We start from the raw sequence: 18,985 nt of genomic DNA on the forward strand, positions 1-18,985 counted from the left end.
GTCATCAGCCTGATGGCGCTTCGCTTATCAGGCCTACAGCTATCCTGAACAACGTAGGCCAGGTGAGGCATTGCCTTCACCCGGCCTGATTCCCTCAGCGGTTGTCAGAACGACTTTTTAAAGCCAATGGAGGCATTGACTGGCGCTTCCACCTGCGATTTATGCCCGCCGTTGTTGAACTGCGTTCCCAGTTCGCCGTACACCTGCAGATCGCGGTCGATGCTCCAGCTCAGACCTGCGGCCACTTCGGTGCTGGAGTACTGCTGCGAAGATTCCAGCGTTGTGGTGGCAACCGCATTGCTGAAGTGGGTTTTGTCTTTTGACCCCAGTCCCTGCCACAGGTTGACGCGTCCATATGGCTGAATCTTACCGTGACGGGTGTCATAGTCAGCTTTCAGTCGCAGCCCGACACGGGCGGTAAAGGCATCGGCAGTATCGAGTCTGACCTTCGTCTTCGCCGCGCCGCCCAGCGTGCTGTCATCAAAATCGCTGTACTGATAGATCAGCTGTGCCTGGGGTTCCAGACTCCATGCGCTTGCTCCTAAGCGGAACGCTTTGCCGATCTCCGTCGAGGCGGTCAGCGTATGGCCTTTCACGGTATGGGAACCCTTGTTTCCGGATGCCGACAGGCGAGCGTCATGGTTACCGTATTGCAGGACGTTATCCACATACATGCCATCGGTGGAGAACCAGGTAACATAACCGCCCAGGTAAAACGCGTTGTCATCGATGTTACCGCCTTTACCCGCGCTACCCGCATGGCTGCCTTTGACGCTGCTGTCGATATCCAGAATGCTGGTGTAGACACCGGCTTTCCAGCTGGTATCCGCGTAAAGGTCAACCCCTGCCTGAATCCCCATCGTGTGGCTGGTGGTCTGCGTGCCGGTGATGTCGTCCAGTTTGGTTTTAGCGGAGTAGCCAATCATTCTCGCCCATGCACGGTGGTCTTCATCGAGACCCGGTCGTACGTCATCCCCCATTCGCTGGTGCATATTGCCTAACAGGCTCAGGTCGCCCTGACGCACTACGCTGGCGAGACCGGAGTAGAGCATGGTTTCCGGGCGGTATTCACTGCGCAGGTACCAGTTTTCGCCCAGGCCTTTCGCGTTGCCGGCATACAACTGGTATTCAAACGCCCCGGCAGACATCCGGTTATTCGCCAGATAGAAGCCGTCACGCGTGGATTGTGCCGTGGTGGTGGCGCCGTTTTTCGCCGTCACCACTTCGATCCCGTCTCCCACCGTCGGCGCACCCAGCCCTGAACCGTCTACTTTCAGCAGCGTGCTACCGCTGACCTTACCGCCATCGATCACCAGTCGGTCCGCAATGCCCTGACCGCCGCTGTTCTGCGCTGCGGCTAATTCAAGCGTCCCGTTTTTGCCGCTGTAATCGCCTTTCACCGTCAACGCGGAACCGATCGCCGCCCCCGTCAGCGACACATTGCCGCCGTTGGTTAATCCGGCGATCGTCTGGTCGTAGCCTTGCGTTTTCAGCGTGGTTTCGCTCGCCACAATGTGATGGGACGCTGCGCTCAACGTATTGGCGCCACCGGCCTGCAGAACCCCGTTGGCGACAAGCGTTGCGCCTTTGTAGCTGTTCGCGCCTTCCAGCGTGGTGATGCCGCTACCGGTGTGGTGGAGCTGTCCTTCGCCGCTGATATTGCCGCTCAGGGTGTAGCTGTTGCAGCGTTTCACATCCAGTATGCCGTCAGCGATGATATCGCCCTGTACGCTGCCGATCTCACCGCCATTACCCAACTGCAACGTGCCCTGCACGACGTGGGTGCCGCCAGTGTAGGAGGTGTCGAGCGTGAGCATGAGCGTACCCTGACCGGTTTTCGTTAACTGGCCGCTGCCTTCAACGTCGGTCAATAGTTCGACGTTGAAGCCGTTGGTGTCGAAGGTCCCGCCGCCGGATTCCAGCGTCACCTGGCGGGCGGTATTAAACGCATCGCCATACTTCAGCGTGCCGCCGTTAAAGGTGATCCCGGTTTTGGCTGCGCCGAGGTTTTTATCGCCCGAAACCTGTAGTGTCCCTGCCGTAATCGTTGTACCGCCGCTGTAGCTGTTCTCGCCGGTCAGGATCAGCGTGCCGAGGTCGCTCTTATTGACGCCACCGGCGCCGCGGATCTCACTGTCGATGGTGGCGATATACCCTGCGCCATCGATGGTGCCGTCGCCGACGCGAATCAGCGTATTGGCAGTGTTGGTGGTGATGGCATCGCCCGCTACGCGGTAGCCATCGGTGGCAAACTGCGCGCCGCTGATGATCACATCGCCCAGACTGTTATCCACGGTGACATTGCCTGCCACCCCCTGGAAAACAGCGAACGCGGCATCGGTGAACGGGGCGTTCAGCGCGCCTTCTGGCGTGGATTCATCGGTGGTCCAGTTATCGTTGCCGTGGCTGGATTGCCAGATACCATCGCCGCCGTTGATCACGCCGTTGTTTTTCAGTTCGCCATTTTCACCGCCGGTGCCGTCCCAGAAGCGCAGGGTCAGACCGCCGTGGTTCACCAGATTGACCTGATTGTTAACCGATGTCTGAACGTACAGACTGTCTGCCGCCGCAGGGGCGTTGGCAATGTCCATCACGTTGTTGGTCAGCGTACCGGAGTAGTTAATGACGCGATAGACGCCAACATCAAAGCTGCCGCCGGGTGAGGTTTCAATGTTGAGCTTGCCGTCGAGTACCAGATCGCCGTTGACGTTAATCAGGTCGTTGAAGGCACCGCCCGGGGTATATGCCTGGCCAAACTGATAATCCAGTTGCGACAGGTCATTCAGCGTCAGAGCGCCGGTGGTCAGTTTGCCGACGCTGTTCAGTGTGGAACCGGCGGTAATATGGCCGTTATCCGCAACATTTACCGCGCCGCCAATAATGCCGTTGCCGCCCAGCGTCGCGCCTGCCTTGACCGTTACGTCACCGGTCGCCGCCGCCTGATTGCCGTTGACCAGCAGTACGCCCTCATCGACCGATGTGGTGCCGGTCCAGGTGTTGTCGCCGGTTAAGGTCAGTATGCCGTCGCCGATTTTCACCAGATTACCGCTGTCACCGCTGATGATGCCGCTGATGGTGTCGTTGAGACCCAGATTACCGAGGGAGAGGGTTTTATCGCCCAGCTCAACGTTACCCGCGCCGGACAGCGAACCGACGGATGTCGCGCTGTCGACATGGCTGATATCCACTCTACCGGTGGAGAGGTTTTTCACCGTGGTCATTTCCGCCAGTGCGCGATCGGCAAAGGACATCAGCCCGCTGTTGGTGACCGTTGCGCTGCCGCCGCTGGCATCCTCTTCCAGCACCAGTGTGCTCGTTTCTGAAACGTTAATCGTGGATTGTCCGGCTGTTGCATTGCCTGCAATCAGCGCCTTTGTGGTGCCGTTCAGATTCAGCGTCGCGTCGGCGGCAGTGACCGTGTCTTTTAGCGTTAACAGGCTGTCGGTAATCTCCATCGTCAGGGATTGCAGACTGGTTGCCGCGCCGCTGACGTTCAGCGCCGCGCCTTTCGTTACGCTCACCGTGCTGCTGGCATTGCTACCAAATGTTCCCGTCTGGCTGGCATTGACCGTAACGTTGTGAGCTTGTCCGGTACCTTCAATCAGCGTCGTGCCCTGATAGCGGTTTGCCCGATCGAGCGACAGCGTGCTGGCCGCATCATGGGTGCTGCTGGTGACTTTCAGGTTACCCGCGCCCGTGATATCGCCGACAGGGGAGAAGTGGTGCGAATTCAGATCGAACACCGCATCCGCGCCAGACGTCCCCAGGGTGAGGGTGCGCTGAGTGGTGAAATCCGCGCCCAGCTGGAACGTTGAGCCGTTGTTGATAGTGACGCCGGTTCCGGACTGGCCCAGGTTGTTATCCGCCGAGATTTGCAGCGTACCGCCGTCTATGCGCGTGCCGCCATGATAGGTATTATCACCGCTCAGGATCAGACGCCCCTGGTCAGTCTTGACCAGCGTCAGGCTATCCGTACTGTCGCCTTCGCGGATCGTCGATTCGATCGTTGCGGTGAAGTTTTCGCCTGCGCCACCAGCACCGACGCGGAGCATCAGCTCATTGCTGCCTGCGGTGGTCTCCCATGCGTTCAGCGCATCGCCTTTGATGACATAGCCGTCCGCGTCAAACTGCGCGCCGGAAAACTGAACGTTGCCTGCGCTCTGATCGACCTCGACCGTACCGGCGTTGCCGGTAAAAACCGCGAAGGCTTTTTGCGCCCACGGCGCGTTGCCGATACCGTCCTGCTGCGTCCAGTTGTTATCGCCCAGGCTGCCGATAGCCATCCATTTGCCATCGCCACCATCGATTTTACCGTTGCCTTCAATCCCGGTTTTACCGTGGTTTTCACCCGTCTGCGCGCCGTCCCAGAACTGCAGCGTGACGCCGTTGGCGTTAACCAGGTTGACCTGCTTATCCAGCACCGTCTGGACGAAAATATTGCGCTTATCCTGACCCGCCGGAACGTCGCCTAATTCCAGCGTCTGGTTGTCGAGGGTGCCGCCGTAGTTATAGAGACGGTAGACGCCTGGGCCAAACGTGCCGCCTGTGCTTTGGCTGACGTTCAGCGTGCCATCGAGCAGTAGATTGCCGGTGACATCGACCAGATCGTTTTGTGCGCCACCGGGCACGAAGGCTTCTCCCAGTTCAAACGCGGAGGTGGTTTTGCTGCCCAGTTGCAGACTTCCGTTGATCTTCAGCGTCCCCGCGCCGCCGTCGCCTGCGCTAAGAGTGGTGGCGTCATTCATCACGACGTCACCGCCGAGGGTGCCGGTGCCGCCCAGGGTTGCAATGCCGTTCACGGTTGTCATGCCCGTCGCGGCAGACTGATCGCCATTGACCAGCAGTGTGCCGTTGTCGACGGTAGTCACTCCTTTATAACTGTTGGCGCCGGTTAAACGGGTAATACCTTTACCGATTTGCTCCAGCGCGCCGATACCGGAAATCACCCCGTTAAGCAGGACGTTATTGCTGCGATTCACGGTCAGAATACCGTCATCAATGATCTGCGAAACCGGGTTGATACCGCCCGTTGTACCGCCCTGACCAAGATGTAAAATCCCGCCCTGTTTGATCGTCGTAGAACCGCTGTAGCTATTGTCAGTGGTGAACACCGTCGTGCCACCCATTGCGCGGACAAAGTTGCCGCTACCGCTGATGGTGCCCTGATAAATCTGGCTGTCAGCGTCATTGCCCTGCGTATCAAAGATGATGTTGCTGGCTATACCGCTGGTGGTAATGCTGTAGTTGCCAATGGTCGCGCCGGTATTACTGGCATCGCGATGGTCGCCTGTGCGCAGCGTCGCGCCATCGTTAACAGCCAGGGTGCCGTCAGCCAGCGTCAGGCTATCCACAATGCGCATATCCGCCTGTGCGCCCGTCAGCGTTAAGGTATTCCAGCCGCTGCCGATGTGGGTTCCCAGACTGAGGTCATCCGCCAGCAGCGTACCGATATTACCCCGGGTGTTTGTGAAGGTGAGGGCGTTACCCGTACCAGCGAGCGTGGTGATGTGACGCGTGTTCGCCAGCGATACGTTGCCGATGTTGGCCTTGTTGTTGGTTGTCCCGGCGAAGTTCACCTCCCCGGCGAACGTTCCGCTGTTCCAGATAAAACGATCGCTACCGGCGCCAGTATTGATGACGCCCCGCGTATTGCCGCCGCTGATGTTGATAGTGTCATTGCCTTTACCAGACTGAATCGCGACATCCCTGTCGGTAGCGGCGAGGATCGTCCCGGTATTGGTGATGGTTTTGCTACTGTCGCCACTGGCATCCACCACCGGACCGTTCACGCTATTGGAGGTGACTTTGCCACTGTTGGTGATAGCGGAAACGTCTTTTGCCAGGATCGCTGAGCCGCCCGTCGCGTCCTGAATGGTAATATCGGCGCGGGTGGTCAGTCTGCCGTTGGTGCGGGCATCAATCCCGTTCCCCGTGGCGTTTCCGGTATTGTTGTGTACCAGCACGGTGTAACCCGTGCCGATAACCAAATCGCCGGTCGCGTTGTCGCCGTTCTCTTTCATGAAGGCAAAGCCTGAACCCGCACCGGTGACGTTGAGTAGATTATTGGCGCCGTTTTTCACATTCAGCGCCACGCTGGTGCGGATCCCCGGACCGTCGTTGGCGTTAATCGTTACGTTGTTCAGCGTGATATCCGAACTTTCGGCATGGTTTTGAATCCCTGCGCCGCTGCCCAATGCGCTAATAGTGACGCCTTTGGCGGTCAGCGACCCCGCACCGGCGGCAAGGCGAATTCCATCCGCCGTGCCGTTGGTCGTAATGGTATCGGCTACTCCACCGGTTCCCGTCGTGATATTCAGCGTTGCGCCATTGGTCAGCAGCACGCCTGCGGTACCGTCATCGACCACAATGGCGCCCAGCTTTTTGATCTGCGCATCTTTGCCAGAGGCGCGAACGCCAATCCCATTGCTGACATGCAATGCCTGGGATGCGTTGTTGGTTAACCGTCCTCCTTCCTGCACGTCGACACCGATACTGTCTTTACTGGCGAGATCGATAACCGCGTCCTGTTGCAGAACAATGTTGCCTAGATTCTTCGCCACATAGGCGATGACGTTCAGCCCGGTATCCAGGGATTTAATAATGGCGCTGGAGTTAAGAATGGTTTCGACAGGGGTGCCCTGTTTATTACCGTTCAACTGGTGCGCCTGACCATCGACAATCCCGGCTGTGGTATTTGATCCGGTCAGTTCAATAAGAGTCTTATCGCTGATGGTGCCTTCTGCACCCCCTTCGAGCAGCAGCGCCGCCGCGCCGTCGCCGCTTACCGTAAATGTCGCTTCACCCGTATCCACGGTGCTGCCTTTACCGGTCGCAAAGACGCCAATCGATTTTTCGCCCGTTAGGGTCATCTCGAGTTTAGATGGCTGGAGCGTCAGCGGGTCGAACGTATTGCCGGCAAAGTTTGCGCCATTAGCAATGCGGAACAACGTGGTGCGCGCCTGACCGTTATCGTTCATCACGGCTTCGCCGATATTGGCGGTCGCACCTTTGCCGTACAGATAGTAGCCAATTTGATCGCTATTTTTGAATAGCGGACTGCTGGTACTGTTAACGTTAGCCACCGCATTATCGCGGACATGAACGCCAATATTGCCGACTTCTTTGAGTGTGATCGAAGAAGACACGTCAACGGTGGCCTGAGCAGTGTTACTCCCTTCTGCCCAGATTGCATAGTTACGGTTCGACGTGCCACCGTCGCCCGCGACCGTGATTGCCCCTGTATTGCTGGATGTCACATGCGCGTTCTTCGAACTGGCGGTCAGATGGATCCCGATGTTGTTGTGGCCGTTGACGTTAATCTCACCGTCGTTACGGATCTGCTGGCCGTTTTCGCTGCCGCTGTCGCGCACGGAAATACCGAAGTTATGGCTGGTGCCGGATGACGAGTCGCCGTTGAGGGTGATTTTACCGGTGTTGGTCACATTCCCGGTGGCGTTACCGACCAGGATCCCCGCCGCGTTACGTACGCCTGTTCCAAGGGTGATTGCCCCGTCATTGGTGACATCACCTGAACTGCGGGTCAGGATCCCGGCGCTGGGGCTGGCACCACCTGCCATATCGACATCCTGTGTGAGATCGTTAGCGTTACGCCCAAGATAGATGGCGGCATCAAGGGTGTTTGTGAAGGTGGCCTCACCGGACACTTCAACGCCGTAAGCCGTTCCCTTACCAAATGAGTCGTCGTTACTGCGTCCGTCCACGACGTTAATCTCACCCCTGTTGATCCCGCTGGTTTGATCGGACAACTGCATACCGATAGCGAGCGTCAGAGAACTGTCCGGTTTATCCGTTGACCACGGATCGGCCGCCGCCGCCGTACCGTAGTTGTTGGTCGTGATGGCCTGGTTAATGGTCCCTTCGTTCACGACGGTGCTGTTTCCCAGCCCCTGCATACCGTAGGCACCGTAACTGTTGACCTTCCGATTCCCATCCTTATCGATAAACAAACCGGAGTTGATCGTGCCGTGGTTAATGGCGCTGGCATCACTGGCCAACATGCCAATCGCCAGCCCCTGTCCGGTAGACGTTCGCAGCACGTTCAGGGCGCCTTCATTGACGACAGAACCACCGCCATCGGCCTTCATTGCCCCATTGATACTGCCATCGACAGCCAGAGTCGCGCCCGCAACCAATGTACCGGTGGTGCCTTGTCCGTTAGCATAGATGGCATGCAGTTCCCCAGTGGCCGCTGTGGTGTTATTGGTGTGCGCCTGTCCGTCAGTCCAGACATCGTAATCCCAGGTCAGCAGGTCGGCATTGGTGCTGGAGGTCAGCAGTTGGTTGATCAGGCTCGCGTAGTAGGTCTGTGCGTCAGAAACTTTACTGATAGCGCCAGAATCCAGCCATAGCTGGATCTGGCTGATATCTTGCCCGTCGGGTGTTTTGGCGCTCTCACTGCCGGCGCCAATCAGCCAGTTGTTGAAATTTGCCAGATCCGCCGTGTTTTTGATGGAAAAGGTGCGGTTACCCGTTTCAACGACATTCCCCTCTTCGTCGTAGCCGTAGGTCATTAAGGTAATGTCTTTGCCAAATACGGTGGTCTGTTTCGAACCCGCAAAGATTTTGCTCGGAACGACTGGCGCAGCACCAAACTGGATATAGTTATCGGATTGCCAGTTGACCTTGCTGTTCGGTTCTTGCGCTTTGAGCAGAGAAGAGTCTTTTGCCAGCAGACGGATAGCATTTTCTCTTACGTTCAGTGAATTATCGCCAATATTGAGATTGGCGGTTGCGCCATCTTTGGCAAGGGCAAAGCCAAACTGCTTATAGATTTGCGACACATTGGCATCAAACGTGTTGAGCACTGCATCGCCAATCTGCGAAACGCTAATAAAGTTTGCCAGGCTTGCGGTATCAAACACCTTCAGTGTGGAGGTTGTTTCGGGATCGGCCGGGTCAATCACCTGAAATTCCACGCTTTGCTGCGGCGTAGACGACTGTGTATGACTCAGGTATTCCGCCAGTTCTTCAATGGTGGTGACAGATTTTTGCTCGTGGGCGAGGTTGGTCGCGGTAATAATAATTTTGCCGCTTTCCAACAGATCCCGGATGGTAGACGATTCCACAATGCCGGTCTGTCCGTAGGCGATGTTGGGGATCGCGCCGGTGATATTCAGTTCACTGGCGTTGTTTTTGTTTTCATATAAAAAACCGTAGTTGAATACGTCCTGATGGACACCGGCGGAGATGACATTCGGGTAATCCACGGTGATATCGCGTGTGCCATCGGTCACGATCGGTATGGCGGCGGCTGTGAAAGAAACGCCAGCAACTAAACCGGAAACAACACGCAGTCCTGTTTTACGCGAGCTGCTTTTTTTCTTCCCTTTTGATAATTCGGAGGCGACAACCCAAAGCCCGAGTGTCGCATTCCATATGATGTTGTAAACCTTATTCATAATAACCTCGTCTGCATTTCTGTTTTTAATTGGTTGACACGTTGCGTTTGTGGTTAGGGGTGGCTCACGATGAGTTGGCCTGGGTTGTCAAATTTCGAAAACAGGAGTCCCTTCCGCAGAGCGGAATAATTTTTAGTGATTGATAACGTCTTAATTAATGCTCAGTCGTCCGTGTTGTATTTCCTTAGTAGGCTGTTAGCGATAGTGGGAGAATATATATTTCAGATGGGTGTTGTTGTGCCCTAGCTTTTTGGCAATATTGCTTTTATAGGTACCGATAGTTTTTTCGCTTTTATGCGCAATAGTGGCAATTCTGGACAGTGACCAGCCACGGGAATACATCATCATGACGTTAAATTCATTAACGCTCATGGCATTATCCAGCGGTCGGTTCACACTTGTGTTCTTGCAGTTGATGAGTTGAGTCACCCGGCCGTGTAGTGCGTCAAGGCTCAATGTGCGGTCAAGAAAGTGCATCTGCATGCCGCAAATGGTCTGGAATACCGCAAAGGTTTCGACATTCGTCAGCACAAAAAGCATCAATGACGCACGCGAGGAGAGACGGCGAATGATGCTGGCGTATTTCAGAATATCCGTCTCTTCGGGATGAATAATGAGGTAATCATTATTCTGAACAACCGGGAGAGAAGAGGGCGGTGAATTGGCTGCATAATATTGCATGCCATAATAGAGTGATGTGCCGCGCAGAATATTTTTCATGCCAAGCCAGGTGTAATAATCATCACCCATAAAAATAGCTTTTGACATTAAATTCTCCTTGAGTCGGCAATAGCATCCTGCCCCTCTTTAACATTTTAAAAAAGGGTTCTTTCCCAGCCTGGGAATCTGTTTAAATCCACAACCTGTATTGGGATTATTCTCAATTGAAATATTACGCTTTGTTAAAATTTAAGATAAATCGTTTATTTCACCTTCTGAAGAATGATTGATAGATTTCACTTATGGATTGATGAAAACGGCTGGGAAAATAATGGAGCGTTTGCGGGAAAGTCTTAAAAAATAGCGGAGACCATCGGAGGTAAAGGCATGAGGTGTGGAGGTAGGGGATAAACGTGATGATGTGCGGAATCGGGAGTTAAGAATATTCCTGGGTAATGTCACCGTAAAAACACTCCCTCTGCGTAATGCTCTTGAGGTTAACGTATTTTAAGTGAATAAATCTGATTTATTGATGTTTGTGTGGAATTAAACTCTATGAGTTTTTCAATTAACGTTATTAAGTGTTATTTTTGATTTTTTGTGCTGTTTATGGGCGGGCAACTGGCCAGCACTCCTTCGCCACCCTTTTGTTACAAAAAAACTTAACCTGCCAGCAGATCCTGTTCAACATGTTTAACCTGGGTCTCCAGCGTATCGCGAAGCTCAGCCAGCGCGCGTTCTTGTTCTGAAAAGTATGCTTCTTTATCGCGAACCGAGGTCGCCAGACGCCAGGCATTTTCTGCTTCCAGCCCGGCGATCTCTTTTATCAGCGCATCAATCTGGATCCGCAACTGCTGGATTTTCTGCCGCAGATGGTCGAGATTGTTCAACCGGTCGCTGGCCATCATTGGCTCCAGACCGCTTTGCAACTGAGTGAGCAGGGCGCGAATGGCCGCCAGATCGGCGTTTTGCCGCGCCAGATTGAGCTGCACCATCATCTGGTGCGCTTTCTCTTTCAGTTCATCAGCGACAACGTCCGGGTGACACAAACGGCTGGCCTGACGCCACAGGCGCTTAAGCTCATTACGCTCATCCGGTGAAAGGCGCTGATCGCGTGCGAAACGGTGCTGAGCATCCTGCTGCTGTTCCTGATACTCCTCATATTCATGCGCTGCCTCTTCCTGTGCCTGCCGCGTGTCGCTGTCATCCTGGCGGGAAAAATCTGCTTCCAGTTCACGGATCTCGGCGAGCAGGTCGGTAATCAGCTCCGTTTGCTGTTGGATGCGCTGACGGATGTCGACTGCGGCACGAGAGGCTGAATCCATGCCCATCCATTGCTGTTTAAGCTGGGCTAACCGATCGACCGCCAGTGAGATGTACTGCTGACAGGAGAGGTAATCTTTCTCGCGGCGTCTGCGTTCCGCTTCCTGCCGACGCAGGGCGCTGGCTGCGAGCTGTTTACGCAGCTCGAGAATACGGCTCATTAATGGCCCGAGGCGCAGATGATACTGGTCGTTAAACTCATCCAGAATCTGAATGCGGGTATTACGGGTGTCAATCAGCTCACGCAACTGATTTTCCAGCGCCTTAAGTTCCAGCTTGCTGGCGGCAATCGCCGGATCCTGCCAGTTGGTTATGGCGCGCTGATTTTGTAGCCAGGTAGCAATTTCACGCATTGCATCACTGAAGCGGCGCGTCTCGATAGCCTGGGCAATTGCCGTTATTACAGGATCGCCAGATTCCCGCTGCAGATGCACAAGCTGCTGCTGGATGATCTCCTCATCCTCAAGTTCGATGGCGCTTTTAATGATTTCGAGTCGTTTGATGATTTTATTCATGACACCGTTGCCTGGCGTGACCGACACATGAATGACGATATTTAGGTTAAGTCATTCGTTTGAAAAATATAAAAAAAGTGCAAATCGCATTCTGTGGCCTGTGGGGCCTGTTCGTCCAGAATAATTCGCAGAAATTATCGTTCACTCGCCATTTTCGTTTGAGCTCTCACAATTCGAACCTCTGTTTCATTAAGGGTATTTTTTGCGCGAAAGACACTTGCTTCGAAAAAGAGAATAAGTATAGTTCTCATTCTCTTTATTATTTGATGCGTGTCTTTTTTGGTAAGGAACCCAGGATGAAAAAAAATATTACGGCGCTGGCCGTGCTGATCGCGGCGGCATTAAGCGGTTGCGCGACCACTACGCCCGTCACTACGCCGTCAAATACCGTTGAAAAAGCGGCGACGCCCGCGGTGGCGACCGATACGTTAAAACGCGAGCTGGCGGATGGCCTGTATGAGATGGCATTAAATCCTGCCGGGGACGCGTTGTATGTCGCCAGTGCCGAAGGCTTTAAAGATGTTCAGGGCGGAGTGATCTACAAACTGGATGCCAAAACCCTTAAGACGATCGGTCGCAGCCACACGGATCTGAAAAACTTTGGTATGGCGATTTCGCCTGATGGCAAAACGGTGTACGTCACCAACTCGCTGGACGGTGGCCTGAGCGCGTTGAACACTGCGGATGGCAAAGTTAAAAATCGCGTCCTGTTTCCTGAGCGGAACGCGGAAGGTTTCCCGTATGGCGCTCGTCAGGTGTTGCTGCATAACGGCCTGCTGTATATCGGCGCGGTCGCCGATCCTGCGGTGATCTGGGTGGTTGATGCCGAAACGCTGAAGCTGAAAACGCGCATTAAAAATACGGGCAAATGGATGACCGGTCTGCACTACTCCGAAACGACCCAGCGCATCTACGCCGCGAATGGCGGTGGTGAAATCCTGGTAATCAACCCGCGTAATCAGCACGTTGAGAAACGCTGGAAGCCGCTGGGCGACAAGCCGGCGCTGTTGCTGAATATGGCGGAAGACCCACAAACCGGACGTCTGTTCGTGACCGATAACGCCAAAGCGAAAACCACGCTGGTGCTCGATATCCACACCGGCAAGGTGCTGAAGCAACTGGACGTTGGGGATTCTCTGGCGGTGACATTCAACGCCAAACGCAACGAAATTTACATCACCCAGCGTGATTCCGGGAAGCTGCTCAGTCTCAACGCGAGCGATTACAGCGTGAAAAAAAGCTGGGACCTGCCGCCGAATCCAAACAGCCTGTTGCTCTCTGCTGACGGCCAGACGCTGTATGTCACTGTGAAACAGAAATTTAATAAAGACCACTCAACCGATGTGCCGGACAGCGTTGTGCGTATTGAGCTGAATAAATAATAAAAATCAGTCGGGGGACGGATGTTGTCCCCCGCCACATTGACTCTTTTTGATGGCATTCACATGAACAACACCAAAACTATTCTGGCGCTGACGATGGGCGCAATCTCTGGCTCGGCCTGGGCGGCAGACACCGCGAAAAAAGCGGAGGACACCATTGTGGTCCAGGCGACAACCCAAAATGATTTCAAACCGGGTGGCGACACGCCGCTGGCGGCGTTTCTTGATGGACAAGTCGCCAACGGCGGCAGACTCGGCATGCTCGGTCAACAAAGTGCGATGGACGTACCGTTCAACGTCATCAGCTACACCTCTAAACTGGTTGAAGATCAACAGGCGAAAACCATCGCCGACGTCGTGGCAAACGATGCGGGCGTGCAGTATGTCCAGGGCTACGGCAACAGCGCGGAAAGCTTTCGCATTCGTGGTTTGAAATTTGACGGCGATGATATGACCTTTGGCGGGCTGTCTGGTGTTCTGCCGCGTCAGGTGGTGGATGCGCAGATGGTGGATCGCATCGAAATCTTCAAAGGGGCAAACGCCCTGATGAACGGCGCCGCAAGTTCTGCCGTCGGCGGGATGATCAACCTTGAACCGAAACATGCAGGCGACATCCCGCAGGCTAAAGTCGGCGTGGACTACACGTCGGATTCACAGATTGGCACCACGCTGGATGCCGGTCGTCGCTTTGGCGACAACGATCAGTTTGGTGCGCGGGTGAATCTGGTCCACCGTGAAGGCGAAACCCGGATTCAGGACGATCGCCGTCGTACTACGCTGCTTTCCACCGGTCTGGACTACAGAGGCGATAACTTCCGCACCTCACTGGACGTGGGTTATCAGAAAAAAACCTTCCACGGCAGCCCAACCAGCGTCAACATTTCTCTGGTCGATTTCGTTCCCGCGCCGCCAAAAAATGACCGTAACTTCTCGCAGAAATGGGCGTATAGCGACATTGAAAACGAGTTCGGCATGTGGCGTAGCGAATACGACATCACTGACAACTGGACTGCCTACACAGCACTTGGCGCTCAGCACGCGCACGAGGAAGGTCTCTACAGCGCGCCGAAACTGCTGGATAAGAGCGGGACGGCCACCGCCAGTCGTCTTGATACCAACCGTATCAGCGACACGGTCAGCGGCATGGCGGGAATTCGCGGCAATTTCGCTACGGGCTTTGTCTCGCACAAGGTGAACGTTGGCTACTCGGCACAAAGCAAAAACGAAAAAATCGCGTGGAAAATGTCTAAAGCGGCGGATAACCCGTATACCAACATCTATCACAACCGCGGCGTTGACGCGCCGGCCAGTACTAACTCGAACGGTAAAGGCGGTAACTACAGCGATCCGTTGACCAGCGGGCGCACCCGGACTCAGGGCTGGTTGCTAAGCGATACGTTGGGCGTGCTGGATGACAAACTGCTATTTACCGTCGGGGCACGCCATCAGAAAGTGGTGATTCGGGGTTATGACAAAATTACCGGCGCGGAAAACGCCGCCGACGGTTTTGACGGTAGCCGCTGGATGCCGACTTACGGCGTCGTCTACAAGCCTTGGGAAGAGATATCTTTCTACGCCAACCACACCGAAGCGTTACAGCCGGGTAAAGCAGCGCCCAACACGGCAACCAACTATGGTCAGAGCACCGGTATCGTCCATTCTAAGCAGAATGAAGTGGGCGTGAAGGCGGACTTCGGGCGTGTTGGCGGTTCGCTGGCGCTGTTTGAAATCAAAATGCCATCGGCAATTCTTGACAGTGAAACCAAACATTATGGTCTGGATGCCGAGCAGCGTAATCGTGGCGTTGAGCTGAACATCTTCGGCGAACCGATGCTGGGCATGCGTCTGAACGCCAGCGCCACCTGGCTGCAAGCCGAGATGACCAAAACCAACAACGGTTTGAACCAGGGCAATGATGCGATCGGCGTGCCGAATTTTTACGCCGTGCTGGGTGCCGAGTACGACATCAAGCCGATTGAAGGTCTGACCGCTACCGCGCGCGTGAACCATTCCGGTTCTCAGTATGCGGATCTGGCTAATAGCAAAAAGCTCGACAGCTACACTACTCTGGATCTGGGTATGCGCTATCGCTTCGCGCTTAACCAGAACCAAAATCAGATGACCGTTCGCGCGGGCATCGACAACGTTACCAACGAAAACTACTGGGCCAGTGTTGATGATTCCGGCACGTACGTCACCCAGGGAGAAGCGCGCACCTTTAAAGTGTCCGTTGGTTACGAGTTCTGAGTTCCACCTCGTTATCAGGGGCAAGGATGCCCCCTCCATTCCAGTGCCTTTAACTTGCTACCTCCAGCATGAAGTGTTAAAACGTGCCCCTTCTAAAAAAGAGACAGGGGTAGGGCGTGAAAGACGCGTCATCCGCTTCAGACAACGGCCGTTTTGAAGCGTCGTCGGAACAGAGTCCGACGCTGCAACGTGGTTTGCAAAATCGACATATTCAATTAATCGCCCTGGGTGGCGCGATTGGTACCGGGCTGTTTCTCGGCATCGGGCCCGCGATTCAGATGGCGGGTCCAGCGGTGCTGCTGGGTTACGGCATCGCCGGGGTTATTGCCTTTCTGATCATGCGCCAGCTCGGCGAAATGGTTGTCGAAGAGCCGGTATCGGGTTCCTTCGCTCACTTTGCCTATAAATACTGGGGACCGTTTGCGGGCTTCCTGTCAGGCTGGAACTACTGGGTCATGTTTGTGCTGGTCGGGATGGCTGAACTGACGGCCGCCGGTATCTACATGCAGTACTGGTTACCCGAGGTTCCCACCTGGGTCTGGGCCGCGTCCTTCTTTATCATCATTAACGCCGTCAACCTGGTGAACGTCCGTCTGTACGGTGAAACCGAATTCTGGTTTGCGCTCATCAAAGTGCTGGCGATCATCGGCATGATCGGCTTTGGTTTATGGCTGCTGTTCTCGGGGAACGGCGGTGAGCGGGCGACCATCGATAACCTGTGGCAGCATGGTGGTTTTCTGGCGACGGGCTGGAAAGGGCTGATTCTGTCGCTGGCGGTGATCATGTTCTCCTTCGGTGGGCTGGAACTTATCGGCATCACCGCAGCGGAAGCGCGTGACCCGCACAAAAGCATTCCGAAAGCGGTTAATCAGGTGGTGTACCGTATCCTGCTGTTCTACATCGGTTCGCTGGTGGTTTTGCTGGCGCTCTACCCGTGGGTGGAAGTGAAATCTGACAGCAGCCCGTTCGTGATGATTTTCCACGATCTGAACAGTAACGTCGTGGCTTCAGCGCTGAACTTCGTGATTCTGGTGGCATCCTTGTCGGTTTATAACAGCGGCGTTTACTCCAACAGCCGTATGCTGTTTGGTCTATCAGTCCAGGGCAATGCACCGAAGTTTCTGACCCGTGTCAGCCGTCGTGGCGTGCCGGTGAATTCATTACTGCTCTCTGGTGCGATCACTTCGCTGGTGGTGCTCATCAACTACCTGCTGCCGAAAGAGGCCTTCGGTCTGCTGATGGCATTGGTGGTGGCGACGCTGCTGTTGAACTGGATCATGATTTGTCTGGCGCATCTGCGTTTTCGTGCCGCGATGCGTCGCAAAGGGCGTGATACCCAGTTCAAAGCGTTGCTCTACCCGGCAGGAAACTATATCTGCATCGCCTTCCTGGCGATGATCCTTGTGCTGATGTGCACCATCGACGACATGCGTTTGTCAGCCATGTTGCTGCCGGTATGGGTCATCTTCCTGTTTGTTGCGTTTAAACTTTCTCGCAAAGTACGCTGAGAGGAAGCCGATCTCATTCGCGTAATGAGATCGGCGCTTTTGCGTTATCGTTGAAATACTCCCGCCAGCGAGCGAATATCGTTGCCCGTAGGTGACTGGTGAATGCGCAATCCAAACTCGTCTACGACAGCAAAAATATGGTCAAAAATATCGGCCTGAATGCTTTCATATTCCAGCCAGACGACGGTGTTGGTAAAAGCATAAATTTCGAGGGGGAGACCGTGATCGTCTGGCGCCAGCTGACGTACCATTAAGGTCATATCTTTGCGAATGCGTGGATGGTTGCGCAGATATTCATTCAGGTAGGCGCGAAAAGTCCCAATATTGGTCATCCGCCGATGGTTCAATACCGATTCCGGCGCATCCAGTTGTTGATTCCATTCATCTATCTCCTGATGGCGCGTCTCCAGATAAGGTTTCAGCAGGCGCGCTTTATACAGTTGCTGCTTTTCATCATCATCCAGAAAATGAATACTGGTGGCGTCAATATTGATACTGCGTTTAATGCGCCGACCACCTGATGCCGACATGCCGCTCCAGTTTTTAAACGAATCAGAGACCAGCGACCAGGTCGGAATCGTAGTGATAGTATTGTCCCAGTTGCGGACTTTCACCGTCGTCAGACCAATATCAATGACCGCGCCATCAGCACCGTATTTCGGCATCTCCAGCCAGTCACCCAGTTTCAGCATGTCGTTAGCAGAAAGCTGAATGCCCGCAACCAGCCCCAGAATCGGGTCTTTAAATACCAACATCAGCACGGCGGCCATCGCGCCCAGGCCGCTAATCAGAATCGCGGGCGATTGGCCGATTAATAGCGATATCATTAATATACCGACAATAATCGCGCCAATGAGTTTTATACCCTGAAATATCCCCTTGAGAGGAAGCTGAGAGGCAGAGGGGAACTTTTGCGCCAGATTTAATATGACATCGAGTAACGAAAATAATGAAAGCAGGGCATATATCATGATCCACAATTGTGCGCAGACAGTAAGAATCTCTGCGGCTTCGCTGCCTTTTTGCAACCACAGTGCGGACTGAATATTGACGATAATACCCTGCAGGGTGAATGCCAGACGGTGAAATAACTTATTCTGCGTAATAATTTGTAGCCACAGACGGGAGCTGGCAACGGCGCGCCTTTCAAAGGTGCGCAATACCACCCAGTGCAAAATAATATGCACAATGATGGCTGTGAGAAAAATAATACCGAAAATCATCACCAGCGAGGTGGTGTGATTCATTTCAATACCCGCTAAATCCTCGACCTGAGTAATTAATTCCTGCATAACCTCTCCTTTACAAAACAGTGACCTATGATGACTGCTGTAAGGAAATTATGCAAATGAGCCAGGTCAGTACTGTTCGGGAAGACGATTGATCTTAGTAAGAATACCGCGCGCCATCTCGATATGGCCACCCAGCCGCAAGTCGCTCAAAATCTTCATCACGCGGCTACGCGAAAGATGCGTTTTTTCCTGGATGTAATCACTCGCGTTAACCGCAAGACGCAGTTCTTCTTTCTCTGCCAACAATGCAATAAGATTGGTGCGGATCAGTTCGTAGGTTGAGAGGCCAGCAGAGGTACGATGTGCTTCAAGAAGTTTATCTATGGCATACATATAGGTATAGGATGCGTCCTGCCAAAGGTTTTTCTCCGCAATGACACTCATTACGTGTAATGTCGGAATGATTTCGAAAAGGATTTCCCCGTTGGCTTTGTAGAAGAAATCAGCATTCGTATTCATTAACGAGTTCATGCCAACAATCATAGGTGCTTTAAGATGCTTAAGTAGTAGTTGGTCGTGGCTACGGTAAACACTTACCGTGCCTTTATGTAATACAAAAGTCATCGATTCGGCATAGTGTCCGAGAGATATGATTTGCCGCTCCCGGGCATGCTGATGTAGCCCCCTGAAACACCGGAC

8 protein-coding genes are annotated in these 18,985 nt (G+C 54.1%); 3 read left to right on the forward strand and 5 right to left on the reverse strand.

The features are described from left to right. Positions 1-104: 104 nt before the first annotated feature. The 3 genes from ACQ0PY_RS06650 to ACQ0PY_RS06660 form a co-directional block, all read right to left on the reverse strand. Positions 105-9,419 (reverse strand): autotransporter outer membrane beta-barrel domain-containing protein, encoded by a 9,315-nt coding sequence (locus tag ACQ0PY_RS06650; protein WP_109739974.1) that lies wholly within the window; start codon positions 9,417-9,419, stop codon positions 105-107. 195 nt (positions 9,420-9,614) lie between these two features. Next, positions 9,615-10,187: a LuxR C-terminal-related transcriptional regulator gene (locus ACQ0PY_RS06655; protein WP_109739975.1), complete on the reverse strand. Its 573-nt coding sequence runs from the start codon at positions 10,185-10,187 to the stop codon at positions 9,615-9,617. A 554-nt stretch (positions 10,188-10,741) separates the two neighbouring features. Next, positions 10,742-11,917: a DnaJ family molecular chaperone gene (locus ACQ0PY_RS06660; protein ID WP_043001501.1), complete on the reverse strand. Its 1,176-nt coding sequence runs from the start codon at positions 11,915-11,917 to the stop codon at positions 10,742-10,744. Between the two features lie 296 nt (positions 11,918-12,213). On the opposite strand from ACQ0PY_RS06660, the gene ACQ0PY_RS06665 reads away from it, so the two are divergent. The 3 genes from ACQ0PY_RS06665 (at position 12,214) to pheP (ending at position 17,054) form a co-directional block, all read left to right on the forward strand. After that, the gene (locus ACQ0PY_RS06665) at positions 12,214-13,299 is read left to right on the forward strand and encodes a YncE family protein (RefSeq protein ID WP_109739976.1); all 1,086 of its coding nucleotides are present in this window, start codon (positions 12,214-12,216) and stop codon (positions 13,297-13,299) included. Positions 13,300-13,362: 63 nt separating this feature from the next. Next, positions 13,363-15,546, forward strand: coding sequence for a TonB-dependent receptor (locus ACQ0PY_RS06670; protein WP_109739977.1), 2,184 nt, complete (start codon positions 13,363-13,365; stop codon positions 15,544-15,546). A 116-nt stretch (positions 15,547-15,662) separates the two neighbouring features. Next, entirely contained in the window at positions 15,663-17,054 is a 1,392-nt protein-coding gene (gene pheP, locus ACQ0PY_RS06675) for a phenylalanine transporter (protein WP_043001498.1), read from the forward strand. A gap of 44 nt (positions 17,055-17,098) precedes the next feature. Here the strand turns inward: pheP and ACQ0PY_RS06680 are convergent, their stop codons facing one another. Together ACQ0PY_RS06680 and ACQ0PY_RS06685 are read right to left on the reverse strand one after the other, a co-directional pair. Next, positions 17,099-18,346: a mechanosensitive ion channel family protein gene (locus ACQ0PY_RS06680; protein WP_043001497.1), complete on the reverse strand. Its 1,248-nt coding sequence runs from the start codon at positions 18,344-18,346 to the stop codon at positions 17,099-17,101. Between the two features lie 66 nt (positions 18,347-18,412). After that, entirely contained in the window at positions 18,413-18,805 is a 393-nt protein-coding gene (locus ACQ0PY_RS06685; RefSeq protein ID WP_052517431.1) for a helix-turn-helix domain-containing protein, read from the reverse strand. Positions 18,806-18,985 lie beyond the last annotated feature (180 nt).

The organism is Citrobacter sp. LST-B2 (assembly GCF_057983045.1).

Bases quoted from the DNA above. Each gene is read 5' to 3' on its own strand.
- ACQ0PY_RS06650 (WP_109739974.1), bottom strand. From the start codon at position 9,419: ATGAATAAGGTTTACAACATCATATGGAATGCGACACTCGGGCTTTGG.
- ACQ0PY_RS06655 (WP_109739975.1), bottom strand. From the start codon at position 10,187: ATGTCAAAAGCTATTTTTATGGGTGATGATTATTACACCTGGCTTGGC.
- ACQ0PY_RS06660 (WP_043001501.1), bottom strand. From the start codon at position 11,917: ATGAATAAAATCATCAAACGACTCGAAATCATTAAAAGCGCCATCGAA.
- ACQ0PY_RS06665 (WP_109739976.1), top strand. From the start codon at position 12,214: ATGAAAAAAAATATTACGGCGCTGGCCGTGCTGATCGCGGCGGCATTA.
- ACQ0PY_RS06670 (WP_109739977.1), top strand. From the start codon at position 13,363: ATGAACAACACCAAAACTATTCTGGCGCTGACGATGGGCGCAATCTCT.
- ACQ0PY_RS06680 (WP_043001497.1), bottom strand. From the start codon at position 18,346: ATGCAGGAATTAATTACTCAGGTCGAGGATTTAGCGGGTATTGAAATG.
- ACQ0PY_RS06685 (WP_052517431.1), bottom strand. From the start codon at position 18,805: ATGAATACGAATGCTGATTTCTTCTACAAAGCCAACGGGGAAATCCTT.